The 26214-nt window shown below is 64.8% G+C and carries 19 protein-coding genes; 14 read left to right on the top strand and 5 right to left on the bottom strand.

Going from position 1 to position 26214, the window contains the following annotated elements; all coding sequences use genetic code 11:
- The first annotated feature begins 1 nt into the window (after position 1).
- From xylB to mdlC, 9 genes are all read left to right on the top strand, one after another.
- Positions 2–1447 carry a xylulokinase gene (gene xylB, locus RAD15_RS33670; protein ID WP_458182860.1) on the top strand — a complete coding sequence of 482 codons (1446 nt, stop codon included), beginning with the start codon at positions 2–4 and terminating at the stop codon, positions 1445–1447.
- 131 nt (positions 1448–1578) lie between these two features.
- Positions 1579–3102 carry a sugar ABC transporter ATP-binding protein gene (locus RAD15_RS33675; protein ID WP_458182862.1) on the top strand — a complete coding sequence of 508 codons (1524 nt, stop codon included), beginning with the start codon at positions 1579–1581 and terminating at the stop codon, positions 3100–3102.
- Complete coding sequence (locus RAD15_RS33680) at positions 3095–4135, top strand: ABC transporter permease subunit (RefSeq protein ID WP_458182864.1); 1041 nt, start codon at positions 3095–3097, stop codon at positions 4133–4135. Before RAD15_RS33675 ends, RAD15_RS33680 begins: the two co-directional genes overlap by 8 nt.
- A 67-nt stretch (positions 4136–4202) precedes the next feature.
- Positions 4203–5150, top strand: a complete 948-nt coding sequence (locus RAD15_RS33685; protein WP_458182865.1) for an ABC transporter substrate-binding protein — start codon at positions 4203–4205, stop codon at positions 5148–5150.
- Positions 5151–5307: 157 nt separating this feature from the next.
- Positions 5308–5775, top strand: coding sequence for a MarR family winged helix-turn-helix transcriptional regulator (locus tag RAD15_RS33690; protein ID WP_458182867.1), 468 nt, complete (start codon positions 5308–5310; stop codon positions 5773–5775).
- Positions 5776–5821: 46 nt separating this feature from the next.
- Positions 5822–7531, top strand: coding sequence for an FAD-dependent oxidoreductase (locus RAD15_RS33695; protein ID WP_458182869.1), 1710 nt, complete (start codon positions 5822–5824; stop codon positions 7529–7531).
- 78 nt (positions 7532–7609) lie between these two features.
- On the top strand, positions 7610–8923 hold the full coding sequence (locus RAD15_RS33700; protein ID WP_458182871.1) for an MFS transporter: 1314 nt from the start codon (positions 7610–7612) through the stop codon (positions 8921–8923).
- A gap of 39 nt (positions 8924–8962) precedes the next feature.
- Positions 8963–10411 carry an aldehyde dehydrogenase gene (locus RAD15_RS33705; protein WP_458182872.1) on the top strand — a complete coding sequence of 483 codons (1449 nt, stop codon included), beginning with the start codon at positions 8963–8965 and terminating at the stop codon, positions 10409–10411.
- A 34-nt stretch (positions 10412–10445) separates the two neighbouring features.
- Positions 10446–12053: a benzoylformate decarboxylase gene (gene mdlC, locus RAD15_RS33710; RefSeq protein ID WP_458182874.1), complete on the top strand. Its 1608-nt coding sequence runs from the start codon at positions 10446–10448 to the stop codon at positions 12051–12053.
- Between the two features lie 304 nt (positions 12054–12357).
- On the opposite strand, the gene RAD15_RS33715 is transcribed toward mdlC, so the two are convergent.
- Together RAD15_RS33715 and RAD15_RS33720 are read right to left on the bottom strand one after the other, a co-directional pair.
- Positions 12358–13893 carry a glucosamine inositolphosphorylceramide transferase family protein gene (locus tag RAD15_RS33715; protein WP_458182875.1) on the bottom strand — a complete coding sequence of 512 codons (1536 nt, stop codon included), beginning with the start codon at positions 13891–13893 and terminating at the stop codon, positions 12358–12360.
- Between the two features lie 57 nt (positions 13894–13950).
- Complete coding sequence (locus RAD15_RS33720) at positions 13951–15126, bottom strand: glycosyltransferase family 4 protein (RefSeq protein WP_458182876.1); 1176 nt, start codon at positions 15124–15126, stop codon at positions 13951–13953.
- A gap of 284 nt (positions 15127–15410) precedes the next feature.
- On the opposite strand from RAD15_RS33720, the gene RAD15_RS33725 reads away from it, so the two are divergent.
- Entirely contained in the window at positions 15411–17495 is a 2085-nt protein-coding gene (locus RAD15_RS33725) for a GumC family protein (RefSeq protein ID WP_458182878.1), read from the top strand.
- 19 nt (positions 17496–17514) lie between these two features.
- On the opposite strand, the gene RAD15_RS33730 is transcribed toward RAD15_RS33725, so the two are convergent.
- Positions 17515–18861: a lipopolysaccharide biosynthesis protein gene (locus RAD15_RS33730; RefSeq protein WP_458182879.1), complete on the bottom strand. Its 1347-nt coding sequence runs from the start codon at positions 18859–18861 to the stop codon at positions 17515–17517.
- Between the two features lie 467 nt (positions 18862–19328).
- On the opposite strand from RAD15_RS33730, the gene RAD15_RS33735 reads away from it, so the two are divergent.
- Positions 19329–20552 carry an FAD-dependent oxidoreductase gene (locus RAD15_RS33735; RefSeq protein ID WP_458182880.1) on the top strand — a complete coding sequence of 408 codons (1224 nt, stop codon included), beginning with the start codon at positions 19329–19331 and terminating at the stop codon, positions 20550–20552.
- Between the two features lie 28 nt (positions 20553–20580).
- Here the strand turns inward: RAD15_RS33735 and RAD15_RS33740 are convergent, their stop codons facing one another.
- Positions 20581–21717, bottom strand: coding sequence for a GNAT family N-acetyltransferase (locus RAD15_RS33740; RefSeq protein WP_458182881.1), 1137 nt, complete (start codon positions 21715–21717; stop codon positions 20581–20583).
- A gap of 214 nt (positions 21718–21931) precedes the next feature.
- Here RAD15_RS33740 and RAD15_RS33745 point away from each other — a divergent pair, with 214 nt between their 5' ends.
- The 3 genes from RAD15_RS33745 to RAD15_RS33755 all read left to right on the top strand — a co-directional run bounded on the left by RAD15_RS33745 (position 21932) and on the right by RAD15_RS33755 (position 25441).
- The gene (locus RAD15_RS33745; RefSeq protein WP_458182883.1) at positions 21932–23218 is read left to right on the top strand and encodes an O-antigen ligase family protein; all 1287 of its coding nucleotides are present in this window, start codon (positions 21932–21934) and stop codon (positions 23216–23218) included.
- Positions 23219–23237: 19 nt separating this feature from the next.
- A complete protein-coding gene (locus RAD15_RS33750) occupies positions 23238–24263 on the top strand; it encodes a glycoside hydrolase family 5 protein (RefSeq protein WP_458182885.1) in 1026 nt (341 codons plus the stop codon).
- Between the two features lie 110 nt (positions 24264–24373).
- Positions 24374–25441: a HoxN/HupN/NixA family nickel/cobalt transporter gene (locus RAD15_RS33755; RefSeq protein ID WP_458182887.1), complete on the top strand. Its 1068-nt coding sequence runs from the start codon at positions 24374–24376 to the stop codon at positions 25439–25441.
- Positions 25442–25494: 53 nt separating this feature from the next.
- On the opposite strand, the gene RAD15_RS33760 is transcribed toward RAD15_RS33755, so the two are convergent.
- The gene (locus RAD15_RS33760; protein WP_458182889.1) at positions 25495–25830 is read right to left on the bottom strand and encodes a hypothetical protein; all 336 of its coding nucleotides are present in this window, start codon (positions 25828–25830) and stop codon (positions 25495–25497) included.
- Positions 25831–26214 lie beyond the last annotated feature (384 nt).

Genomic DNA, 26214 nt, shown 5'->3' on the forward strand with positions numbered 1-26214 from the left:
CATGTATCTCGGCATCGATCTCGGCACCTCCGCAGTCAAGACCGTTCTCGTCGACGATGCCCAGCGCGTCATTGCAGGCGAGAGCCGGCCGCTCGCGACCGCCTCGCCGCAATCAGGCTATTCCGAGCAGGACCCCGCGCAGTGGATCGACGCGACCTTCGCCACGCTCGATGCCCTGAAGGCGTCGCATGGAAAAGAGCTGGCGGCAGTCGAAGGCATCGGACTGTCCGGCCAGATGCATGGCGCCACGCTGCTCGATGCGAGCTTGAGGCCGCTCCGCCCCTGCATCCTCTGGAACGATGGACGCTCCGCCGCCGAGTGTCGTATCCTGGAGCAGCGCTGGCCCGCCCTGCGTGCGACGACGGGCAACAAGGCGATGCCGGGATTCACCGCGCCAAAACTGCTCTGGATCGCGGCGCACGAGCCCGAGATTTTTGCGGCGACGAAACTCGTGTTGCTGCCAAAGGCCTATTTGCGCCTGGTCCTATCAGGCGAGGCGATCGAGGACGTCTCGGATGCATCGGGATCCCTGTGGCTCGACGCCGCGCGCCGGGACTGGTCGGACGCCGCACTGGCTGCGACTGGCCTCACGCGCGATCACATGCCGCCTCTCGTCGAAGGATGCGCGCCCGCAACGACGCTGCGCAGCGAGCTCGCGCGGCGCTGGGGCATGACCAGGCAGCCTGTGATCGCGGGTGGCGCCGGCGACAATCCGGCGGGCGCCGTCGGCATCGGTGCGATTCGCCCGGGAACCGCGTTCGTGTCTTTGGGAACCTCCGGCGCCTTGCTGGCCCCGACCAGCAGCATCGCCGCCAATCCGGACCGTGCGGTGCATACGTTCTGCCACGCCATTCCCGGCATGTGGATTCAGGCCGGCGCGATCCTCTCGGCCGCCTCCTGCCTCGCCTGGGCCGCGCGCCTGTTCGGCGTCACCGAAGCCGAATTGCTGGCGCCGCTGGGATCGCGTCCGCAGGCGCCGTCGCCGGTGAGCTTCCTGCCTTATCTCGCCGGCGAGCGGACGCCGCATGACGATCCCGCCGCGCGCGGCATGCTCGACGGTTTGAGCCATGGCACCGATCGCGCGGCGATCGTGCAGGCGGTGCTCGAGGGCGTTGCCTTCGCGCTTGCCGATTGCCGCGACGCGCTCGCGGACGCCGGCATTGAAATTGCGGAAGCCGATGCCATTGGCGGTGGCTCACGCTCCGGCTTCTGGCTGTCGGTGCTGGCAAGCGTGCTGAATGTTCCGGTCCATCGGTTTGCCGGCGGCGAAACCGGCGCGGCGTTCGGTGCGGCAAGATTAGGGCGGCTTGCTGTCACCGGTGAGGCGATCGCCGCCGTGTGCACGCGGCCGCAGCGCATCGAGACGTTCGAACCCGAGGCCGGACTGGTCGATGCCTATGCCGAGCGGCTTCCCGCGTGGCGTGAACTGTATCGGCCGCGCCACTAACACCGTCTCGATGTTGCATTCCCGCCTGTTCGGTATTGCCCTGCGCCGCGGCCTTTTGTTTAATGCGTGGACCGCGCTGACAAGAATGATTGAAACGCGGGTAGGAAACGCATTGTGCGCCGGGAGGCACGATGAACGATCCGATCCTCGAGATGCGCGGGGTCTCAAAATCCTTCTTCGGCATCAAGGCGCTGCGTGGCGTCGATCTCACCGTCTATGCCGGTGAAATCCATGCCTTGATGGGCGAGAACGGCGCCGGCAAGTCGACGCTGATGAAGATCCTGTCCGGCGCCTACCGGCCCGATCCCGGCGGCGAGATCCGCATCGATGGACGACCGGTACGGATCGAAGGTCCGCTCGGCGGCCGCGCGGCGGGGATCTCCATCATCTATCAGGAGCTGTCGCTCGCGCCCAATCTCAGCGTTGCCGAGAATATCTATCTCGGCAGGGAGATATCGCGGGCAGGCTTGCTGGCGCGCGGCGACATGCGCGAGGCCGTCGGCCCCATCCTGAAGCGGCTCGGCGCAGACTTCCTGCCGTCGACGCTGGTCGCGCATCTGTCCATGGGGCAGCGCCAACTGGTCGAGATCGCCCGTGCGCTGCACGCGCGATCGAAGATCCTGATCATGGACGAGCCGACCACGGCGTTGTCGGCCGGCGAGAGCGCGCGGCTGTTCGCGCTGGTCCGCCAGCTTCGCGCCGAGGGGCTTGCCATCATCTACATCTCGCATCGGATGGACGAGGTCTACGCGCTCGGCGACCGCGTCACGGTGCTGCGGGACGGACGGCTGGTCGGCTCGCTCGACAAGCCCGAGATCCGCGCCGACACCATCGTCCGCCTGATGGTCGGGCGCGACGTCTCCTCCTTCTACAAGAAGGATCACGATCCAGACGCGGGACGCGGACATCCGGTGCTTGCGGCGATCGACATGGCCGATGGGCATCGCGTGAAGGGCTGCTCGCTCACCGTGCATGCGGGCGAGGTGGTCGGGCTTGCCGGCCTGATCGGTGCCGGTCGCACCGAGCTTGCGCATCTCATCATCGGCGCGGCGCCGAAGACCTCCGGCCGCCTCGAGCTTGAAGGCCGCCCGATCGACATCCGGACTCCCGGCGCGGCCCTCGAGGCCGGCATCGCCTATCTCACGGAGGACAGGAAGGCCCTCGGCCTGTTCCTCGACATGTCATGCCTGGACAACATCAATCTCGCCGTGTTCGGGCGCGATGCGACGCTCGGCTGGTTCCTGGATCGCGACAAGGCACGCGAGCGCGCAGACCGGGCCTTCGCGGGCCTCAGCATCCGCGCCGCCAATGTCGGCGCCCCCGCCGGCGGCCTGTCCGGCGGCAACCAGCAGAAGCTGCTGCTGTCGCGGCTTCTCGCGATTGCGCCGAAAGTCCTGATCCTCGACGAGCCGACGCGCGGCGTCGACGTCGGCGCCAAGTCCGAGATCTATTCGATCATCGACAACCTGGCCAAGGTCGGCACCGCGATCCTCGTCATCTCATCCGATCTGCCCGAGATCATCGGCATCTGCGACCGTGTCATCGTGATGCGCGCCGGGCACATTGCCGGCGAGGTCACGCGCGGCCCGGATTCGCCGCTGACGCAGGAAGACATCATGGCACTTGCCACGGGGATGGAGCATCTCGATGCCTGACAATGGTGCCTCGGAGGCCAAGCCCGCCCCGACGACGACCAACGGTGCGGCCGCAGAGACGAAGCGCCAGCGGGTGAGGGTGCTGATCAGCGCGCTCGGCATGCTGCCGGTGCTGCTCATTCTCTGCATCGGTTTCCACATGCTGTCCGAGGGCCGCTTCTTCACCGGACAAAATCTCGGCATCGTGTTGCAGCAGGCCGCGGTGAACACCGTGCTCGCCGCGGGCATGACCTTCGTCATCCTCACCGGCGGCATCGACCTTTCGGTCGGCTCGATCCTGGCGGCCTCCGCGATGGCCGGGCTGACGCTCTCCAAGCTGCCGGATCTCGGGATGCTGTGGCTACCGGCCGCGCTGCTCACGGGCCTCGGCTTCGGCATCGTCAACGGCGCGCTGATCGCGCTGCTACGATTGCCGCCGTTCATCGTCACGCTCGGCTCGCTCACCGCCGTGCGGGGCCTCGCGCGGCTGCTCGGCGCTGACACCACCGTGTTCAATCCTTCCATTCCCTACGCTTTCATCGGTAACGGCTCGCTGACGCTGGTTCCCGGCGTCGCGTCGATCCCGTGGCTCTCGGTGATCGCCTTGCTCGTCATCCTCGTCTCGTGGCTGGTGCTGCGCCGGACCGTGCTCGGCGTGCACATCTATGCGGTGGGCGGCAATGAAAGCGCGGCACGGCTTGCCGGCATCAAGGTCTGGGCCGTGCTGATCTTCGTCTACGGCGTCTCCGGACTTTTCGCCGGGCTCGGCGGCGCCATGCAGGCAGCGCGGCTCTATGCGGCCAACGGCCTGCAGCTCGGCCAGTCCTACGAGCTCGACGCGATCACCGCCGTGATCCTCGGCGGCACCTCCTTTGTCGGCGGCATCGGCTCGATCTGGGGCACGCTGGTCGGCGCGCTGATCATCGCCGTGTTGTCGAACGGCCTGATCCTCGTCGGCGTCTCCGACATCTGGCAATATGTCATCAAGGGCCTGGTGATCATCGGCGCCGTCGCGCTCGATCGCTACCGGCTGCAAGGCTCCGCCAGAACATGAGGGTTTTTTTCCGGTGCGGCAACTGGTCTGCCGTGCCTGACATGAAGACAGACCAGGGAGGAAGCCAATGTTGAAGACGATCACGCTCGCCGGCGCCGCGACGGCGCTTGCCCTAAGCGCCGCGCCATCTTTCGCCAAGGAGCTCAAGTCGATCGGCGTCTCGCTGGGATCGATGGGCAATCCGTTCTTCGTCGCGCTGTCGAAGGGCGCCGAGTTCGAGGCCAAGAAGACCAATCCAAATGTGAAGATCACCGCAGTTGGCTTCGAATACGATCTCGGCAAGCAGGTCACCCAGATCGACAATTTCATTGCCGCCGGCGTCGACCTGATCCTGCTCAACCCCGGCGATCCCAAGGCGATCGGGCCGGCGATCAAGAAGGCGCAGGCGGCGGGCATCGTCGTCGTCGCGGTCGACACCGCGGCCGAAGGCGCCGATGCCACCGTGACCACGAACAACGTGCAGGCGGGTGAAATCTCCTGCCAGTACATCGTCGACAAATTGGGCGGCAAGGGCGATGTCATCATCGAGAACGGGCCGCAGGTCTCTGCCGTGATCGATCGCGTCGTCGGCTGCAAGAACGTCTTCTCGAAGAACGCAGGCATCAAGGTGTTGTCCAACGACCAGGACGGCAAGGGCTCGCGCGAAGGCGGCCTCACCATTGCGCAAGGCTATCTGACCCGCTTCCCCAAGATCGACGCGATCTTCGCCATCAACGATCCGCAAGCGATCGGCACCGACCTTGCGGCGCGCCAGCAGAACCGCAGCGGCATCGTCATCACCGCGGTCGACGGCGCGCCCGATATCGAGGCCGCGCTGAAGGATCCGCAGTCGCCGCAGATTCAGGCCTCGGCCTCGCAGGACCCGTTCTTCATGGCGCGGCGGGCCGTGCAGGTGGGCGTCGGCATTCTCAACGGCCAGAAGCCGGCCTCGACCGTCGAGCTCCTGCCGTCCAAGCTCGTGACCAGGGACAACGTTGCCGAGTACAAGGGCTGGACCTCGGATCGCTCGCAGTAAGCGCCCGTCGCCGGGATCGCTCGAAACACGGACGTCGGGCGGCGTGTTGATCACGCCGCCCGTTGCGTCATAACAGCCGATCTGCTGTCCGAGCGCGCGAGGCCGCCTCTTGTGCTAGCTTCACGCAACCTCGACCGTCGAATCGGAAACTGATCTCGTGAAAGCCAGAACATCGGGCACCGCGTGGCGGCATGCCAATATCGGCCGCCTGCTCAACAACGCCGTGCGGCGTTTCGAAGGCCGCGTGCTCGAACTGATGAGCGAGAAGGGGCACAACGAGACACGCATCGCCCATGTCAGCCTCACCCGCAATCTCGACGTCGAGGGGACGCGGCTCACCGAGCTCGCCCGCCGCGCCTCCATGAGCAAGCAGGCGATGGGCGAGCTGGTCGATCAATGCGCCGAGCTCGGGCTGGTCGATCGCATCGCGGATCCGACCGACCGGCGCGCGCGCATCGTGATGTTCACACCGGCCGGGCGCAAATGGCTCGATGCGTTCCGCGACGCCGTCGACATCGCCGAGCAGGAGATGCGCGCCGAGCTCGGCAAGACCGCGATGGACGCAATCCTGAAGGGACTGGCGGTCTATGGCGAACGGTTCGACACGCTCGAGGATGTCAATTAGTCAGGCTACTTGACGATATCGTCAGGTTACCTTACCATGCAAGATAATGCTGGTAGGGAGAAGCGTCTTGGAAACACGTCTGACGGCCTCGGTGCTCATCGTGGGCGGGGGCCCCTGTGGGCTGATGCTGGCCAACGAGCTCGGCCGGCGCGGCGTGTCCGCGATCCTGGTCGACGAAAAGCCGGGCACCGCCTTCAACCCGCAGGCCAATGCGACGCAGGCGCGCTCGATGGAGCATTACCGGCGGCTGGGGTTTGCCGACGAGATCAGGCGCGAAGGGCTGCCCGCCGACTACCCGACCGACGTTGCGTATTTCACCCGCTATAGCGGTTACGAGCTGGCGCGGTTTCAACTGCCGTCATCGTCGCGCGCGGGCGAACTGATCAAGGGCATGTCGGGCTCCTGGAGCGCGGCGGAGCTGCCGCACCGGGTTTCGCAGAAATATGTCGAGGCGGTGCTGCGCACCCATGCCGAACGGCTCCCCGGCATAACACTCAACTACGGCCACCGGCTGGTCGGCTACGTCGAAAGCGACGACGGCATCGTCGGCGACATCGAACGTCTCGATGACGGCAGCCGCTTTCAGGTCCGGGCCGATTTTCTGGTCGGGGCGGATGGGCCGCGCTCGCAAGTCCGCCAGTCGCTCGGCATCGTCTATGGCGGTGAGACCGGGACGCAACGCGATTTCATGGGCGGCCGCATGCTGGCCGTGTACCTCCGCTCGCCGGAGTTCTACGCGAGCATCCCGCATGCCAAGGCGTGGATGTACAATTGCTTCAACGGTGATCGCCGCGCCTTCATGGCCTCGGTGAACGGGCGTGACGAATTCGCGTTTCACACGCAGCTTCGGCCGAGCGAAGACGAGAGTGCGATCACGGTCAGCGAGGCCAAGGCCGCGTTCCAGCGCGCCTGCGGCGCGCAGATCGAATGCGAGGTGCTGTCCTTCCTGACCTGGACCGCAGGCCACGCGCTGGTCGCGAACGGCATGCAGCGGGGCAGGGTGTTCCTCGGCGGTGACGCCGCGCATCTGTTCACGCCGACCGGCGGGCTCGGCTACAACACCGCGATCGAGGATGCGGTCAATCTCGGCTGGAAGCTTGCCAGCGTCGTCAAGGGCCTGAGCCCGACTTCACTGCTCGACAGCTACGAGGTCGAGCGGCGTCCGGTGGCGCTGCGCAACACCGACTATGCGCGGCGCTTTGCCGACTCGCTTGGTCTCTTCGCGCCCGCGCCTGACATCGAGGACGCCACGGACGAAGGCCGCGAGGCGCGGCAGACGGCAGGCGCCTATCTCGAACAGCACGCCCGTGCCGAATTCAACATCCCCGGCGTCACCTTCGGCGGTCGCTACGACGGCTCGCCGATCATCGTTTCCGATGGCACCCAGCCGCCGCCGGACGCCGCGAACGTCTACGTCCCGAGTGCCTGTCCCGGTGGTCGTGCACCGCATGCGTGGCTGGAGGACGGCGTGTCCTTGTACGATTTGTTCGGGTTCGAGTGGACGCTGCTCCAGTTCGGCGAAGTCGCCCCGGCGCAAGGCGCGGTCGCTGACGCCATCCGCACGCTCGGGATCGATTTGAAGCTCGTGACGCTGCCGGCATCCTTGCGCGAACTCTATGACGGCGACCTCGCCTTGATACGTCCCGACCAGATCGTGGCCTGGCGCGGTGCCGCGTCGCAGGCCGGAACGATCGGCGGTGTGCTTGCCCGCGCGCTCGGGCGCGATGCGAGCGACAGCGCGCGGCTGGCAAGCTGATCGAATCCCGCCGCTGCTTCAACCTGCGCCAATACGGCCAATAACAACAAGACGACGACAACACCGGAGGAGGACAACATGACGACTGGAGCATTCGAGGACTACGACGATCATGTCGGCGCCGGGCAGACCGCGAGCAGCCGCCGGCGCATTCTGATCGCTGGCACCATCGGCACCGCGATCGAGTGGTACGATTTCTTCATCTACGGCCTGATCGCGCCGCTGGTGTTCGACCAGCTGTTCTTCCCGAAGTTCGACCAGCTCACGGCGACGATCGCGGTGTTCGCGACCTTTGCCGTCGGCTTTTTGGCGCGTCCGCTCGGCGGTCTCGTGTTCGGTCATTTCGGCGATCGCCTGGGGCGCAAATCCGTCCTGCTGTGCACGCTGCTCATGATGGGCCTTGCGACCATGTCGATCGGACTGTTGCCGACCTACGCCAGCGCAGGCGTGATCGCGACCGTCGCGCTTGTCGCCCTGCGCTTCCTCCAGGGCTTTGCGCTCGGCGGCGAATCCACCGCGGCGATCCTCATGGCCATCGAGACCGCGCCCGGCCACCGGCGCGGCTTGTCTGCCGCGGTGATCCAGGCCGCAGGCCCCGTCGGCGTCGTGCTCGCCTCGTTTGCGGCGCTTGCGATCTCCCGGCTGCCGGAGGCGGACCTGCTATCGTGGGGCTGGCGCATTCCGTTCCTGATCAGCGCGGTGCTGGTCGCGCTCGGCGTCTACATGCGCCTGCGCATCGAGGAGAGCGCGACGTTCCGCGAGGCCAAGGAGTCCGAAACTGTGCCGGCCGTCGAGGCCATCAAGGGACACTGGCGGCCGATCCTGATCGTGTTCTTCGCCGAGATGGCGCAGACGTCCTATTTTTACCTGACCGCCATCTTCACCATCTCCTTCGCGACGCGTCAGCTTGGCGTCCAGAAGGACGTGATCACGCAAGCCGTGCTGTTCGCCAATCTCGTCGGCCTCGTGGCGATGCCGCTGATCGGCGCCTGGTCCGACCGGATCGGACGCAAGCGCCTGTTCCTTGCGGGCGTCGTGCTTGCGGCGGCCTCGATGTTCGCGTTCTACGGCGTGGTCGCAAGCCGTGACACGCTTCTGATCACGGGCGCGGTGATCCTCGCCGCGGGCGTCATCCATCCGCTGATGTTCGGCACCGAAGGCAGCTATTTCCCGGAGCTGTTTCCGACCCGCATCCGCTTCACCGGCGTGTCGATCGGTAAGCAGTTCGGGACGGTGCTCGGCGGCGGCATCGCGCCGCTCGTCGCCACCAGCCTGTTCGCGCAGACGGGCTCCACCTACGCGATCACCGGATACTACGTCGCGCTCGCACTCGGGGCGATGATCGCGCTCGGCTTCGCGCACGAAACCAGCAAATCGCGGCTGCTCGGCTGAGCTCGGCCAAGACATCGGCAAGACATCAGGGAGGTTCTCATGGACGTCAGTCTTCTCATCAATGGCCAGGATCAGGCCGCCTCGACCGGCAAGGTCTTCGAACGTCGCAATCCGCTGTCGCAGGAGGTCGCAAGCCGCGCGGCGGCTGCGACCGCGTCCGATGCCGATGCCGCGGTGTCCGCGGCCTCCGCAGCTTTGCCGGGATGGTCGGCGCTCGGTCCGAATGCAAGGCGCGCGCTGCTGCTGAAGGCGGCCGATGCACTCGATGCCAAGCGCGACGCTTTCATCGAGATCATGATGGCCGAGATCGGCACGACGGAGGTCTGGTCGGCCTTCAACGTCAAGCTTGCGGCCGGCATGCTGCGCGAGGCGGCGTCACTGACCACGCAGATCGCGGGCGAGGTGATCCCGTCCGACAAGCCGGGCTGCATCGCGATGTCCGTCCGCCAGGCGGCCGGCGTGTGCCTCGGCATCGCGCCGTGGAATGCGCCGATCATTCTCGGCGTCCGCGCCGTGGCGACGCCGCTCGCCTGCGGCAACACGGTCGTGCTCAAGGCCTCCGAGATCTGCCCGGGAACGCACCGGCTGGTCGGCGAAGTGTTCAGGGATGCAGGCTTTCCGCCTGGTGTCGTGAACGTCGTGACCAATGCACCGGCCGACGCTCCCGCATTGGTCGAACGCCTCATTGCCAACCCTGCGGTGCGGCGGATCAACTTCACCGGCTCGACCCGTGTCGGCCGCGTCATCGCCGAGCTCGCCGGACGCCACCTCAAGCCGGTGCTGCTCGAGCTCGGCGGCAAGGCGCCCCTGGTGGTGCTCGACGACGCCGACCTCGACGCGGCGGTCTCGGCCGTGGCGTTTGGCGCTTTCATCAACCAGGGCCAGGTCTGCATGTCGACCGAGCGCGTGATCGTGGACGAGGCGGCGGCCGCGTCCTTTGTCGAGAAGCTCGCGAAGAAAGCGAGCGCGCTTCCGGCCGGTGACCCGCGCTCCGGCCCGGTCGTAGTCGGCTCGATGATCGACGAAGCGCCGGCCAGGCATGTCGTCGCGCTGATCGACGACGCCATCGGCAAGGGCGCCCTCAAGCTAGCAGGCGGCGAGCGCGCCGGCACGGTCGTTCCGGCAACCGTGCTCGACCGCGTGGTGCCAGGCATGCGCATCTACACCGAGGAGAGCTTTGGTCCCGTCGTTTCGGTGATCCGCGCGAACGGCGTCGACGACGCCGTGCGGCTCGCCAACGACACCGAGTACGGCCTTTCGGCTGCCGTGTTCGGCCGCGACGTCGCCCGTGCGCTGACGGTGGCACAGCGTATCGAAAGCGGCATCTGTCACGTCAACGGACCGACCGTGCATGACGAGGCGCAGATGCCGTTCGGCGGCGTGAAGGGATCCGGCTACGGCCGCTTCGGCGGCCAGGCCGGCATCGCCGAGTTCACCGACCTGCGCTGGATCACCATCGAGACGCAGCCGCAGCACTATCCGTTCTGATGGCGCGAAGCGAAGCATCCAAGGAAAACTGCCAATGAACTCAAAAATCCTGACGGTCCGGGAAGCGACCCTTGGTGTGCTTCGTTCCTTCGGCGTTGACCGTGTCTTCGGCAATCCGGGCTCGACGGAGCTCGCGTTTCTTGGCGACTGGCCCGATGACATCGACTACGTGCTCGGCTTGCAGGAGGGCTGCGTCGTCGGCATGGCCGATGGCTATGCGCAGGCGACGGGCCGGCCGGCCTTCGTCAACCTGCATTCGGCGGCCGGGCTCGGCCACGCGCTCGGCAACCTCTTCACGGCGTTTCGCAACAAGACGCCTATGGTTGTGACGGCGGGGCAGCAGGCGCGCAGCCTGCTGCGGATGCGGCCTTATCTCTTTGCCGAGGACGCCGCGCAGTTTCCCAAACCCTACGTGAAATGGAGCGCGGAGCCCGCGCGCGCCGAGGACGTGCCCGCGGCGATTGCGCAGGCCTTCCTCGTCGCCATGCAGCATCCGCGCGGCCCGACCTTCGTGTCGGTGCCGTCGGATGATTGGGCGCGGCCGGCGGTCGCTCCGCCGGTGCGCCACATCGCGACCGAATTTGCCCCCGATCCGGCGGCGATCGTTCGGCTCGGTGCGGCCATCGCCGCAGCCAAAAAGCCCACCTTCGTCGTCGGGCCCGACATCGACCGCAATGGCTGCGTCGAGGCGATGGTTGCGGTCGCCGAACAAGCGAGGGCGGCCGTGTGGGCAAGCCCGATGTCGAGCCGTTCCAGCTTTCCGGAATTGCATCCGCACTTCGCAGGCTTCCTTCCGGCAGCTCCCGGCGGGCTCGCGCGCGCCTTGCGCGGTGCCGATCTGATCGTCGTGGTCGGCGCGCCCGTGTTCACCTTCCATGTCGAGGGCCAATGCGAATTGCTCGACGACGGAACGCCGGTGTGGCAGATCACCGACGATCCGACCGAAGCCGCGTCCGCGGCCGTCGGCGACACCATCATCAGCACGCTCCCCAAGGCGCTCGTGGCGCTGCTGTCGGCATTGCCCGAGATCGCGAAGCGCGAGGTCCCGGCTGCGCGAGCGCTGCCTGCCGTGCCTGCGGCGCAGAACCCAATTCCGCCGGCCTACGCGCTGAGCCGGCTCTCGGCGCTGATGCCGCCCGATGCGATCGTGGTCGAGGAGGCGCCGTCGCATCGTCCCGCCATTCAGCAATTCTTGCCGCGGCCGGGCGCGGACAGCTTTTACACCATGGCGAGCGGTGGGCTCGGCTACAGCCTGCCAGCCTCCGTGGGCGTGGCGCTGGCGCGGCCCGGGCGCCGCATCGTTGCGCTGATCGGCGATGGATCGGCGATGTACTGCGTCCAGGCGATCTGGACCGCCGCGCAGCGCGGTCTGCCGATCACCTTCGTCATCATGAACAATTCCGGCTATGGCGCGATGCGCGCCTTCAGCCAGCTCATGCAGGCGCACCGCCCGCCCGGAATCGATCTGCCCGGGCTCGACTTCGTCGCGCTTGCCAAGGGTATGGGTTGCGTGGGGCAGCGTGTCACCGATGCCGGCGATATCGACCGCATCCTGGGTGAGGCGTTGGTCTCGCGTGGTCCCGCGCTGGTCGAGATCGCAGTCGACGACGCGATGGCGGACTTGTTCAGCCATTCGCGCTAGCAGGTTGCGGGGGATCGCAGAGGTCGAGTGCTGGCGGTGCGCAGCGCGGTGGCAGTCTTGGTTGGGAGGTTGGGATGATGGCATTCTGCCGGTGTTTTGCCCGACGTGTCAACGATGCGGTCGCGATGTCAGCGGGCCGTTTGCGCGCGCGAGAGGGGAGCCCCAAGTCTTGCGCCCCTGGGCCGATTAAGCCAGGCCTGATCTCGACTTGGAGGGCGCTGCCGCCGCCAGTCCGTCGGCGGCTGTCCTACTGTGCATGGGGTTGTTTTTCAGATTTTTGTTTGCCGCACCCGCGCCGGTCGCTTCAACAGGCAGTCGAGGGACTGGTGCGCGCAGACAAGACGGACGACGGAAATGTCCTCGCGAAGGCACGCGTCTTGGGCTGAACGCGCGATCCGTCGATCACCTCGAGCCGGCCGCAGCGGTTGAGGGTGTGCAGCTTCCTGCCCGGCCATAGCGGTCCGGGGCTCAGGGAGTGGCGGACGATCTGCCTGAACGTCGTCGGCGACAGCTCGACAATTTCTGCCAGAGCGAGCGCTGCGCCGTATCCGTCGGCGCAGTCCTGCACCGGGCGCCACAATTTGTCATTGATGGTGACGAAATTCCCGGCGGGTCGCGCGCTGGCGCGATCGATCAGGACCGGGTTGCTGGCGTGGGGCAACCACGGGCCCAGGAGGTGCTCGGCGTAATAGATCGCGAGCGAGTCCGAATAGCCACCGGTTCCGTCGCGCCAGGCGCCGAACAGATAGTGCAGGCCGTTGTGCCGCGTGATCGTTGCATCGGCGAGTTCGAGGCCGGACAGCAGCGTCGTGTGCCGCTCCCATTTGTCCGGAAACCGAATGCACTTGTAGAGCGCGACGTCGCCGTTGAGCGAGCTCTCCGGGATCATCCACAGCGCGCCATCGTCCTCGATCAGGAACGGGTAGGACAGATGCCAGGGCTCCTCCAGCACCGGCACGACCTCGCCGATCGGGCCCGTGTCGCCGAACTCGATCGCCGAAATGATTCCCTTTCCGACGCGGTGATCGAGATCTTCGAAGAAGACGAATGTTCGTCCCTGCCAGGTGACGGGAAAGGGATCGGCGTAGAAGTGGTTTCCGGGATCGCGGAGGATGTTCCAGCCTGGGCCGGACAGATCTCCGGTCTGCCAGACGCCCGCGCCGTCATTGAAGCGCCATCCGATATGCCAATGCGGGGCATAGCAGCAGAGGCGATAGATCTCCTTGGCGATCGAGATGGCGAGGCTGCGCGCAACGTAGGCCGCCGGCTGCCGGCCGTTGCCGTCGCGGGTGGGACGCGCCAGCTGCGGCACGATGCGCGGCCGTTCCGACAGGATCGCCGCCACCATGGTCAAGGTCCGCGCCATCACCGTTTCCAGTGCGCCGCTCAGGCCGGCGGCGATTTCTCCGGACGGGTGGCCGCGGTCGAGGACTGCACCGTCGACGTCGTTGACGATGTCGATCACCGGCAGGTCGCCGGCGAGAATGGCGGCGAGCGCGGCGTTCTCGCCCGCCGCGCCATTGAACAAGGGGCGGAGATACAGGCGGGCAGAGCTATCAGGATCACGCGCGCCACTCGTGAAATCGACAATCACGTCGGCCGTGCTTGAGCGAGCCTGCGTCGGCTGCGGAATGATCGTCAGCCTGTCGGCGCCGCTGTGTCGGCCCTTGTGCAGCACCACGCGCTCGAGCGCGAACAGCATGTCGAGACCTGCGGGCCGCGGCTCTGCCGTTGCCGTCCATGCGATTTGAATCGGCACATCCCGGCCGTCGATCGACAGCGTCTCGCGGCCCATCCACCGCCGCGCATGCTCACGTTCACAGCGAAACTCGATGATCATGTCGAGCCCATCTATTCCAGCGCGCCCCGTTAAGTGACTTAGCTCAAGTGACCTGGCTTAAGTGACTTGGCCGAGAATTCGAACGTATTCCTCCACCATGGCATCCACCGAATAGCGCAGCTTCAGGCCTTTGGCGTTTTGTCGGAGCTCATCGCTCAGTTGTTGATTGGTGAGAAGTCTCGAGACGGCCGCCGACAGTTGGGTCTGATCGGAGGCGTCGACGAACAGCGCCGTTGGCTTTCCTTCGAAGGACAACACCTCACGCAACACGGGAAGATCCGTGACGACAGAGGGAACGCCGGCGTTCGCAGCTTCGACCGCAGCCAGACCGAAGGTCTCGGCCTGCGTCGGAAAGACGAACACGTCCAGGCAGGCGAGAAACTCCGCCATCTGGCGCGGCGCAATTTCGCCGAGCAGATGCAGCCGGTCCGATACGTTCAGGTCATCCGCCAACTGTCGCAGCCGGGCCTCGTCGGCGCCCTGGCCGGCGAGCGCGAGATGCCAGGACGGCTCGTCCGGCAACAGGCGGATCGCCGCATCGAGACGCTTGTGCGGATGCAGTCTTGCTGCGCAGCCGAGCAGGACGCGGTCTGGCGGCAGGTTGAATTTCTGGCGTGCGGCTTCTTTCGACAAAGTGAGCGCCTTGTCGTCGAAGCCGTGCGGGACATGCACCATGCGCGACCGGTAGGCCGCGGGGTAGCGCGAATATTCGCGCTGCATGTCCTTCGAGTTCAGCGTGATGCGGTCGAAGAATCCGAGGCTGCCCATGACGATGTCGGCCGTGCGGACGGGCCAGCTCATCGACAGCGCGGATGAAACCTGATTGGCGATGACGGGTGCGCGGCAGACGAGGCGCGCCACGCCGGCGCCGATGACGTTGCCGAAGTGCTGAAACGTCAGAACGGCGTCGGGCCTCGTGGCCCTGATATGACCGCCGAGCGTCCACAGCATTCGCGCCAATGCCAGCGGATGTCCCGGCCGGCTCGATGCGCAGTAGAGCGTATCGGGCGGCTCATCGAAAGAATCCGACTTGCGGAAGAAGAACAGATTGGTGACGCGATGGCCGCGCGCGGTCAGGCCGGCACCAAGCAGCCTGGAGATCTCCTGCGCACCGGCGTTTTCGGCCTGGGTTTGTACGAGAAGAACGTGCAGCTTCCGTCCGCCGCCGTCAGGCGGTGTGAGCGCTGTCGCAGTCGTCTCGCCCAACTCCTTGTTCGGCTGGTAATGGAGCACGGATCCCGACCCGCTGAAGAAACCAAATGTTCACCTTCTTAACCCCGTACCTACCATGCGGGCATCGGGTGGACACCGACTAGCAACAAACGGAGTTAATGCGCGGCCTGCGGGAACGACATCGTTCACGCGAGAATTCCGCAGGTTCCCGAAGGGACTGAAGCGCCCGCGTTAACCAATTGGTCACGGTCGCGCGGAGGGCGGGTAACCGCCGATTAACCATAGATATTTACGGTGGAGTAGGCCACTGAACAGTGTTCGCCAGTTGAATCCGAGTAAAGTCCATGACGTTCGGTCGCCGCGCAGACCCGACCAGTTCCGGATCGACCGGTGTCTCCGCGTCGTGGCAGACTCAAAATGCGTCGAACGATGAGGCGCGCGGACGCTTTAGCGGTGCGCTCACGGCCGTAGGCGCGTTCTCCTTCCTTCGCGACAACGCTCGCCGCATCCTGACGCTGGCTCTTGTGATCTTCGCCTTCGGCGTCGTCGTTCTCTTGGTCATTCCGGTTCGATACGCCGCGACCGCGCTGGTCGTCGTCGATCCCCGCGAGCAACGCGTAACCACGGAGCAGGACGTTCTGCCGGGCATAGGGCAGGACAGCGCCGCGCTGCAGAGCCTGGTTGAAGTCGCCAAGTCCGACGGCTTTCTCAAGCCGCTGATCGAGCAGCTCAAGATTCGCGACGACGAGGACATTTCCGGCGGGCACTCCGACCCCGCTCGGCTGCTCGAGCGATTCCGCAACCGTCTCGATATTTCCCGTCGCGGGCTCACCTACGTCATCGCGATCCGCTTCACCTCGAACCGGCCGGAGCGGGCGGCCCATTATGCCAATGCCATCGCCGAGGCGTTCGTCGCCAGCCAGAGCCGCATCCGCACCGAGGCGACCGACGAGGCTGCCGACTGGCTCGGTGGCCGACTCAAGACGTTGAGCGATCGGTTGAAGGCGTCGGAGGACGCCGTTGCCACGTTCAAGCTCGAGCACCGGATCGTCAACGCCGGCAAGGATTCCACCACCCAGCAATTGCGCGTGACCGAGCTGTCGCAGCAAGTTGCCGCCGCGCGTGCGCGGACCGAGGAGGCGAAAGCCCGCTACGAGCAGGCGCAGCGCGACGTGAAGGGAAATGTCGAAAGCCCCGTCAAGCAGGATCTGCTGAGCGCTCTGCGCGCCCAGCGCTCGGCGCTCAACGACCAGATTGCGCAGAAGCGGGCGGTGTTCGGCGATCGCCATCCCGACCTCGTGATGTCGTACAGCCAGCTCAACGATCTCAACAGGCAGATCGAGGTCGAGCGGACGAAGGGCGTCGACACCGCGAAGTCGGAATATGAGGCCCAGCGCGACCAGCAAAAGGCGCTGGAGAACCAGATGAAGGCGGCTGAATCGCAGCTCCTCGTCGACGGCCAGGCGCTGGTGCGGCTCCAGGAGTTGCAGCGCGACGCCGACGCCAACAGGAACCTGTACGAGCAGTTCCTCTCGCGGTCCAAGACCACGAACGAGCAGCGCCTGTTGCAGAGTTCTCAGACCAAGATCGCATCGTCCGCCATTCCGCCGCTTCGCTCGACCCTTCCGCCGCTGCCTCTGCTGCTCGCCGTGCTTGCGATCGGCTCGCTGCTGACATCGACGGCGGTCGTCGTCGCCACGGGACGCGGATCGGACAAAGCGACCCCGGACGTCCGCGAGCCCGAACCGGCTCCGCGCCAGGCCGCGGCGTGGTCACGTCCGCCCGTGTGGGCTCGCATTCCCGACATGGTGCCTGGCGAAGTCCCCCGAAACATCTGGCAAGGTCCGGTATCCGCGACCACGGAGCTTGATCTCGGTCCTCATTTGCGTCCGCTGCTCGACAGGCTGGAGAACTTGCCGGGATCTCGTGGCAAGGTCGCCCTCGTGATGTCGGTCGGCAAGCGGGCCGGGGGCAACACCGTCGCGCGGTCGCTGAACCGTTGGGCGGTGAACAAGGGAAAGCTGAGCGTCCTGATCCGTGTCGAGCCCGACCTCGGCGGTGCCGCGGCGGCACTGACCAAAGGACAGGCGGAGGGCACGACCAAGGCGGACGTTCGCAGCGTCGACGCGCTTCTGAGTGCCGGCAAGCGGCCCGAGCCGTTGCCCGCCGACGATATTCGTTCGGAGTTCGATCTGATCGTCGTCCATGCCACCTCTCTGGCCTTGCAGCCGGAGGCGGCGGGGCTGGCCGCTCACGCCGATCTCGTGATCCTGGTGGCTCGTGAAGATGCGATCGATTCAGCCGCAATGCGCAGAGCAACGGCTGCGCTCTCTCGCTTCGGCGGCGTGCCGATCGGCATCGTCGTCAATCACGTGCCGGCCGGCCCGTCGACGCATCGTCGGGGCGAAGTGCTGGGGCTGGCTGGTTGATCCCTGACTGAATCGGCGCCTACTCGCCTGGGTCAGCGCCGCGGACCGCGTAGGTGCCGCGCTTCCATGCCGAGAAGCGCAACAGTGCGAGAATTGAAGGATCGACGCCGGTTCGCCGGCGGCAGAGGATGTTCAGGGCGATGGTCGCAAGTGCCAGCGATACGGTGGCCGAGATCGCTGCGCCGAGCACGCCGAGCCAGGGAATGAGAACGAGAAATCCAACGAGCCGCAGCGCTACGTTGGCGGCGACGACGGGGACATATTCACGCTCATAGCCGGTCAGCTGCAATATCGCGGCAGCTGGTCCCCCGGCTGCCTGGAAGGCCGTGCCGATCCCGAGCACGATCAAAACCCAGTGCTGCGCGGCGAAATGAGGCCCGAACAGGTTGAGGAGAGAGGGGCCGCCAATCCAGATCAGCAGAAGTCCGCTGGCCACGCATAGCGCGGTCACTTCCGCCATGAGCTGCAACGTTCGCGCGAATTCCTGGTGGTTCTTGCTGAAGTACAGCGAAGGAAGCCGTCGCGCCCCGAAACTGTACAGTGCAGCGGAGACCATGGCGAAGATGTTGGCCAGGCGCGAAGCGGCAAAGTAGATTCCGGCCGTCGCCGGATCCAGCATCCAGTAGACCAGAATGACGTCGAAGTACTGGTTCGCGGCTTCAAGGATGGATGCGACCCAGAAATGAAGTGCGCTCGATCTCCAGCGGGACGTTTCCGAGCGCGCCGCCGTGCCACGAAAATCCGGCAGAGCCCGCGCAATGGCAACGATCTGTGCAGCCAGGCCGACCGACATGGCAATCGTCATCACGGCGATCAACTCGGCGGGATCCAGCTGCCGATGGCCAAACATGACGGCGAGCAGAAACAGGACGACGCCGACCCGCCAGAAGAACTCCCTGTTTCCTTCCCCCATGAGAATGCTGACGAGGGAGCGCGCGATCTGGCTGCCGAGCATCAACCCCGCATTCACGGCAGTGTAGGCCGACACCGCGAGGATCAGCAGCCACCAGTCGCCTCTCGCGTGCGCGACGATTGCGATTGCGCCAATCGCAATCAGCATCGTGACGGAAGAAATCTTCAAGCTCGATAGCAGCACGCCCTTCGTGAGATCGGGTTGATCTCCCACCCGATACTCGTTCAGGAATCGCACCAGCAGCGATTCCTGGCCGACCAGTCCCACGACCGATGCGATCTGGGCAACCGAAAGCCAGGTCGCGAAGATGCCGAACCCATCGGGCGACATCGTTCGGGCCGCTAGCGAGAACAACGCAAACGCAAGGGCGCCGCTACCAACCTTGAGGAGGATGGTCCCGACGACACCGCGCGTCACATCGCGCCGCATGAACTGGATGATGGATTCGATCATGAAGGTTTAAGGGGCAACTCTTCCCTGAAGAGACGCGTACGATACGGGCGAGAGCCTAGCATGCGGAAAAACCGCGAGTGTTAATAAGCGGCCTCCAGGATTTCACAGGCCGCGACGATGTCATGGCTATGCCGGTTGCTTGACTGTGAAACATCGCTGTCCCGATTGTCCCAGATAGAGCAAAGCCCGGCTTGACCGAACGGCGGCATAGCGCCGCATCGACGGCCGATGCAGACGCGATCGGCCGTTTGAATGCGGAATGTCGTGCCGGAAATGGTCGCCGTGCTGCCAGGACCGGGCTTTGCAGAGCATCCCGAGCAAGGCGCGTGCCGGAATGCCGTCGTGCCGGATCAGTCCTCCGGTTCATTAACCTCGATCAGGAGAAATGATCGCGTTTGGCCCCGTGATGCGACATCAGGCGAGGAAATTGCACATGGAACCACCGTTAACCGTGGGAGCCTGAAACCATGACGGCGGATAGAACCGTGACCGAGCCGATCGCTGCAACCGTGACCGCGACGATCGCCGCGGACATCGCGATCGTCGGCGGCGGCCTTGCGGGTTCGCTTGCGGCGGCCGTCCTTGCGCGGGCAGGGCATCGTGTCGCCCTGATCGACAAGCGCGCGGTCTATCCGGACGAGTTCCGGGTCGAGAAGATCGGCGGCCACCAGCTCGAGCTGTTTCGCAGGCTAGGTTTCATTCGCGGCCTCGAGAGCGTCGCTTGTTCATACGACCGTGTGCTCAATATCAGGGAAGGCAAGGTCGTCGATGTCAGCGTCGGCCAAGCGTACGGGCTTCCCTATGCCGATCTCGTTGCGATGGCGCGCGGTCAGATCCCCGATCCATCCAGCCTGATTGTCGATGAGGTCACCGCGGTCAGCTGTAGCAACGACATTCAGCATCTCGAGCTCGCCTCCGGGCGGCGCGTCACCGCGCGCCTCGTCGTTTTGGCGACGGGCATGGCGGGCGTGCTCGGCTACAAGCTCGGCATCAGGCGGCGCGTGCTTGCCGAGCGCCACTCGGTCTCGTTCGGCTTCACGATCGCACGCCGGGACGGCACGCCGTTCGATTTCAAGGCGCTGACCTGTTATGGCGAGCGTACCGTGGACGGCGTCGATTATCTCAGCCTGTTTCCGGTGCGTGCGGGCATGCGAGCAAATCTCTTCATGTTCCGCGATCCGACTGACCCGATCATGCGCGATCTACGCCGCGAGCCCGAGGCGACGGTCCTGCGGTTGCTGCCGGGATTGCAGCCCTATCTCGGCGACTTCCACGTGACCGACCGGGTCCAGAATTGGGTGATGGACCTGTCCGTCGTCGAAGGACATCTCCAGCCCGGCGTCGTGCTCATCGGCGATGCGTTCCAGACCAATTGCCCTGCCGCCGGGACGGGCGTGGCCCGCCTGCTGGTGGACGTCGAGCGTCTTTGCACCGAATATGCGCCGCACTGGCTCACGACCGAAGGCATGAGCAAGGAGAAGATCTCCGAATTCTATTCCGATCCCGACAAGATCGCGGCAGACCAGCAGTCGCTGAAGATGGCGCGCTTCCGCCAGGCGCTGACGTCCCGCAACGATATCGGCTGGGACGTGCGGCGACGGCTGCACTTCCTGCGGCGGAGTATCACCCACCGGGTCGAGCAAATGCGGCCCGGCTGGCTCGCGCAAGTCCGCAGCGCGCTGCGCGCCTGAGTGCTGCGGCCCGCGGCGCCCCGTGTGGTCAGCGCGTGGGAGTTGAGCTGCGGGCCGGCGAGAGCCTGAACTCCGACAGTCGCTTGGCGGCAAGCTTGAGCCAGGGCGCCTGCTTCAGTGCGAACAGGGATATGGTGCCTGCGGTGCTGCCGGCCTGCGTGACCGCCCACATCGGCGAAGGTTGTGCGCCGAACAGTTTCTTGTATGGCTCGTCGCCAATGGTGAAATCGAGCATCTGATCCCCGCGCTCGATACAATCCCTTGCCACTTGCTCGAACATCAGCGCGCCCAAGGACTGGCTCTTGTATCCGGCAATGTCGAAGGCGCTCATGATGACGAGGAAGCTGCCCTGATGGCACAACCCGAGCACGGCCGCGATCACGTCGCCGTCCATCTTCATGGCATAGAGCCGTACGAAGGAGCCGAGACCGCGGAGCGCCACGTCGGAATAGAAGTCGTAGTACTCGGGGCGCTGCAGCAGATCCCCGTCGCCCTGCGACTGAAACCGCGGACCGCGCAATTTCCTCATCACGTCCAGCGCGCCCAGGATGGAGGCACCGTCGTTGCAGCATGAAAAGCCCAGCTCGCCCTTCTTCTGGAGCTGCCGGTACTTCTTTGCGAGCTCCTTCTGATAAGAACGATCCATCGCGCTGGCGCGCCATTGCTCGAACGGCGCGACGAGAACGGTCGCGTAGGCATTGGTGTCGATCGAGACCCGGCGGGGCGCAGCCAGGAGGTTCTCGATCGGAAGCCGTCCGTCCGGCAGCTTGGTCATTCGGAGCAGATCGAACGGGCGAACCAGGCGCCGAATCTCCGCGCATGCGCTCTGGTCCGCGACCAGCTCGGAGAATACCTTCGGGCTGCAGACAGGCGCCAGATAGTCGGAGACGCGGAGGTCGGCGAATTCGATGGTTCGTATCGGACCGCGCCGCACCCGCAGCAGGGGCAGCACCATCGCAAGCGTACCCGTCTTGCGGTGACGGACGACGACGACCAGAGGGACTGCTCCTGCATGGGACGCGAGCCTGGTGTAGAGACTGTGAAGCCAGAGCGGATGCTGGAACGCGGTGGCGGCCGAGCTGTCGAACAGTTCGGCATATTCCGGCGACAGGAAGTCGAACGTCTGCTCGATGGCGGTGTCGAACGTGTTGCTGGGCTTGTTCATGCGTACCAGGGAAATCGATAAGTAGGGAAAGTCGATCGAGCCGGACCTGCGCTATATAGCAGGGTCGTTACGGGCGAGACACCGGCGGCCTGCGATTTGCATTAATGCGCTGAGCCCGGTTCGTATCGTTACCAAACTCCTAAATTCCCGGTACGAGGCACCGCGAACGACCAGCGCTAGCGAATTATTAACCGCGCTTAAGGAAGGTCATCTCATGGCCAGCCTGCAGACCGAGGTGGATTCCGGGGCACTCGATAGCGCGATTTGGAAGACGCGCGGCGTTGGCGTTGAGAAGATTGCCAGAATGGCAATCACCGGTTCGATCACCACCAACGTGGTTGCGTCGATGGGCACCTTCAACACCGCGCTGCTGCCGGCGGAGCTGACCTATCTGCAGCAGGCCGTCGCGCTTCTGATGTGGGGCGTCCTCATCTACGCAAGTGCATTCGTGCGCCCGCGCCTGCGGTTGCAGTTCAATCCCGATCTGATCGCGCTGGTCGCCTTTTACGTATTCGCCGTCGTCTCGGTGTTCTGGTCCAGCCTGAGCGTCGCAGCGATCATGAAGAGCGCCGCGCTTGCGATGACGACCTTCGGCGCATTCTGCCTCGTCACGCGTATCGACCTGGACGAGGTCGTGAGGGCGACGGCGCTTGGGCTCTTCATACTGGTCGCCGCATCGGCTTTCTGTGCGATCGCCGTGCCCGATATCGGGATAGACCACAGCTGGATGCACAACGGTCAATGGCAGGGCGTCTACGAATCCAAGCAGACGCTCGGCTTCGTCGGCGCATATCTCATGTTCTTTGCCTGCTATCGGAAAATGAAGGGGCAGGGGTGGCTGGCCTTTCTCGTCGTATTCCTGTTGGCGTCGACATGCGTCCTTGCATCGGAATCGCGTGGCGCCGGTGCCGTGGCCCTGGCCGCCTGCGCGCTGCTCGTGACCTCGATGTGGTCGATCGGCTGCATGAGGCTCTATGCGATCCTGCCATTCGTCATGTGCATTCTGGCCGTCTTCCTGATCCTGTATTTTTATGTGACGGGATACGATGCCATCCATGTCGGCGACGCCAGCATCGACTTCACCGAGCGGACCATCATCTGGCAATACGCGATAAGCCATTTCGACGACGCACCGTTGCTCGGTTTCGGCATCAACGGCTTCTGGACGGTGCCGTCGATCTACGATTATTTCGAACAGAATCACGGCTGGGTGCTCGACAACTATCACAGCGGCTACATCGCGATCCTGATGGAAACGGGATTTCTGGGATATGCACTTTTCGCCGCGAGCGTCTTCCTGTTCTCGAACAAGATCCTCCATCTGATTTCCGCTCGCGCGATCGACCGATCGCACTGTGCCCTCATCATCGGATTCGTCGTCCTCAGTTTTCAGACCAATTTTACGGAGACGACGTTCCTGCGTTCGACGATGTTCACCTCGGTGTTGCTGGTGGCGTTCTTCCTCGCGACGTGCAGACCGGTGCCGCAGAGAAAATTCTAGTCGCTAGGAATGGAAGCAGATGACCGTCATCCGTGCTCGTTGGCCGGGAAGCTTCAGTCTCGCCGCAATGGTCCTGCTCTTCGCGTCGCTTGGCTGCCGTGCTGCCGGCGTCGAGCAGGCCGCTTCCCGTGAGCTGCCGAGATTGGGACGAGGCATCAATATTCTCGGCTACGACGGGATATGGGAAGGCGGCCAGAACGCGCCGTTCCGCCTGGACAATCTGACGACCATCAAGAAGGCCGGATTCTCGCACGTCAGGATCAATTTCTTCGGCTTCAAGTTCATGGGCCCGGGAAACGTGCTGGACGAGATCGTCCTGAGGCGGCTTGATGCCGTCATCGAGGAGGTCCTTGCACGCAACCTCATCCCCATCCTCGACGAGCACGATACCCATGTCTGCCAGAGCGACGTGGCCGGATGCGCGGATAAGCTCAATGCGTTCTGGCGGCAGATCGCCGAGCGCTATACCGGGAAGTATCCGAAACTTGTCTTCGAGGTCTTGAACGAGCCGGGCGGACAAATGACTTCCGCCGGTTGGAATTCGCTTCTCAATGACTGTCTCGGCATCATCCGCCGCACCAATCCCGACCGGCCGGTCATCGCTGCCGTTCTCAACACGGACGAGATTCCCGTCGACGAGCTGACGCTGCCGGCCGAGGACAGAAATATCATCGTCACGTTCCATTATTACGCGCCGATACGGTTCACCCATCAGGGCGCGCCATGGTCCCGGACCTTTTCGCGGATCGGTCCGCTGGACTGGGGTAGTCCGGACGACGAGGCGAAGGCTGCCGCTGACTTCGAGAAGATGAGGCTCTGGGCGGAGAAAGAGAAGCGGCCCATCTATCTCGGCGAGTTCGGGGTGTACGAGCGTGCTCCCCCCGACAGTCGCCAGAGATACCTGTCGTTCGTGGCGAGGAGCGCCGAAAGACTGGGCTGGTCATGGGCCTATTGGCAGTTTGACCATGACTTCGCGGCATTCGACAGTGCTCGTCAGACCTGGAAGCCGGACATCCTGCGTGCCCTGATCCCGCGCCCGCATTGAAGCAGGCCCCTCATGCCGTTTTCGCGTGGCTGCGAAAAAGAGGCGCGCCCGGCTCTTGCTCTTCCCAGTATGATAGTTCTTTATAAATGTCATACTGCGGGTTCGGGTGGATGGAGCAAGTGGCGGAGCGGATCTTGCGGGCGGTCGAGCCCGGAGCGGCGGTGCTGTTCGGCGGCTTGATCGCCGCCAACGTCGCAGCCTGGGCCTGGGCCTTCGCGCTGTTCGCCGACGGGCCCGCGGTGATGGCGATAGCGCTGCTCGCCTGGGTGTTCGGCTTGCGCCACGCCGTCGATGCCGACCACATCGCCGCCATCGACAACGTGGTGCGCAAGCTGATGCATGCGGGCGAGGCGCCGCGATCCGCGGGTCTGTATTTTGCGCTCGGCCATTCGACCGTGGTCGTGGCGGCAACAATGCTGCTTGCGCTCGGCGCCGTGAGCCTTGGCGGCGACAGCCTTCTCAAGGAGATCGGCGGGCTGATCGGCACCTCGGTATCGGCGCTGTTCCTGCTCGTGATCGCGGTCATCAACCTCGCGATTTTCGCCGGCCTGTGGAAGACATTTCGCGCGGCGCGGGACCATGGCGTTCACGACGCCGAAGGTCTCGAAGCGTTGCTTGCAGGCCGCGGGTTCCTCGCACGACTGTTCGGCCCCATGTTCCGCCTGGTGACAAAACCCTGGCACATGTATCCGCTCGGGTTCTTGTTCGGCCTTGGCTTCGACACCGCGACCGAGATCGGGCTGCTCGGTATTTCCGCAACGGAAGCCGCGCGCGGCGCTTCACTTGCCGATGTTCTGGTCTTTCCCGCGTTGTTTGCCGCGGGCATGGCGCTGGTGGATACTGCCGACTCGGCGCTGATGGTCAGCGCCTATCGCTGGGCCTTCGTCGATCCCCTGCGCAAGCTCTGGTACAATCTCACGATCACCGGCGCCTCCGTCGCGGTCGCGCTGTTCGTCGGAGGCATCGAGGCGCTTGGGATCATCGCAGACCGGCTCGGCTTGTCCGGTGGCGCGTGGACGCTGGTGGACGGGCTCAACGAGTCGCTTGCGAATGTCGGATTCGCCGTGATCGCCTTGTTCGCGATCGCCTGGCTCGTCTCGATCGTGCTCTATCGTCGTATGTTTGCGGGCGACCGGCGTGTCGCGCCCGAAGCGCTGGAATGCACCGATGCGACCTGAGCCGTGCCGACGGCGGCGTTACGTCGGGGCAGGCATCAACGTCCGATAAGGACTCAGACCTCGAAAGTTCCGAGTCGAGAGATCATCACATCTGAGTACGGGGACGGTTGTATGACCGTGAAGATCGCGTCCGGAAAGGCTTTCCAGACGGCGAGATCATCACGTGAAATGTCGACAAGACCGTAGTGCGAGCGATGCACGCCCGGCTCGCTCGGTTCACCGACGTGGGAAAATCCCAGCCGTGGAATGCCATCTTTCAGCAAAGATACTGGCGGGTAACGCATTTTCCCATTGGCCGACGGTTTTTCGCCGACGGCCATGAAGCTCTCCCGTGCGAGCTGCCCTGAGAGTACGCCGGCCTCGTTACGAGCGGCGCGAACCTCGGTCATCGGAGCGGTCGCATCCGGTGCCACGGCGGCGGGCTCATCCGGTAGGGAAGCCGGTTCGAGGTTGGACCGAGACTCCCGCTCAAGGACCGGCAGTATGGCTTGCGAGGTCGGACCATCGCTAAATGCCTTGTTGGACCCGGAGGGAGGAGCCCCGGCTTCCCTGCTTGCGGGAGCCGGTGCCGACTTCGCCCGCGGCAACTCCAGCGCGCTCCAGTCGAAATGCTGGGGCAAATCAGCTTGCAAGTCTCTGGTGGAGGCAGGCCCAGGGGGGATCGGACTGTCGTTCATTGCATCCGTCACGGCACCACTTTACGCAAGGTCCGGGACCTTAAATGCCCGGCGCCGACTTGTAAAACGCTTCACTGTCGAAATTTAAGGGCGACC

The sequence above is a fragment of the Bradyrhizobium sp. 14AA genome (assembly GCF_054185205.1).

Coding starts and splice junctions, on each gene's coding strand:
- RAD15_RS33750 (WP_458182885.1), top strand. CDS start 23,238: ATGACCGTCATCCGTGCTCGTTGGCCGGGAAGCTTCAGTCTCGCCGCA.
- RAD15_RS33735 (WP_458182880.1), top strand. CDS start 19,329: ATGACGGCGGATAGAACCGTGACCGAGCCGATCGCTGCAACCGTGACC.
- mdlC (WP_458182874.1), top strand. CDS start 10,446: ATGAACTCAAAAATCCTGACGGTCCGGGAAGCGACCCTTGGTGTGCTT.
- RAD15_RS33715 (WP_458182875.1), bottom strand. CDS start 13,893: ATGATCATCGAGTTTCGCTGTGAACGTGAGCATGCGCGGCGGTGGATG.
- RAD15_RS33705 (WP_458182872.1), top strand. CDS start 8,963: ATGGACGTCAGTCTTCTCATCAATGGCCAGGATCAGGCCGCCTCGACC.
- RAD15_RS33685 (WP_458182865.1), top strand. CDS start 4,203: ATGTTGAAGACGATCACGCTCGCCGGCGCCGCGACGGCGCTTGCCCTA.
- RAD15_RS33700 (WP_458182871.1), top strand. CDS start 7,610: ATGACGACTGGAGCATTCGAGGACTACGACGATCATGTCGGCGCCGGG.
- RAD15_RS33730 (WP_458182879.1), bottom strand. CDS start 18,861: ATGATCGAATCCATCATCCAGTTCATGCGGCGCGATGTGACGCGCGGT.
- RAD15_RS33755 (WP_458182887.1), top strand. CDS start 24,374: ATGGAGCAAGTGGCGGAGCGGATCTTGCGGGCGGTCGAGCCCGGAGCG.
- xylB (WP_458182860.1), top strand. CDS start 2: ATGTATCTCGGCATCGATCTCGGCACCTCCGCAGTCAAGACCGTTCTC.
- RAD15_RS33760 (WP_458182889.1), bottom strand. CDS start 25,830: ATGACCGAGGTTCGCGCCGCTCGTAACGAGGCCGGCGTACTCTCAGGG.
- RAD15_RS33675 (WP_458182862.1), top strand. CDS start 1,579: ATGAACGATCCGATCCTCGAGATGCGCGGGGTCTCAAAATCCTTCTTC.
- RAD15_RS33695 (WP_458182869.1), top strand. CDS start 5,822: ATGCTGGTAGGGAGAAGCGTCTTGGAAACACGTCTGACGGCCTCGGTG.
- RAD15_RS33725 (WP_458182878.1), top strand. CDS start 15,411: ATGACGTTCGGTCGCCGCGCAGACCCGACCAGTTCCGGATCGACCGGT.
- RAD15_RS33740 (WP_458182881.1), bottom strand. CDS start 21,717: ATGAACAAGCCCAGCAACACGTTCGACACCGCCATCGAGCAGACGTTC.
- RAD15_RS33745 (WP_458182883.1), top strand. CDS start 21,932: ATGGCCAGCCTGCAGACCGAGGTGGATTCCGGGGCACTCGATAGCGCG.
- RAD15_RS33680 (WP_458182864.1), top strand. CDS start 3,095: ATGCCTGACAATGGTGCCTCGGAGGCCAAGCCCGCCCCGACGACGACC.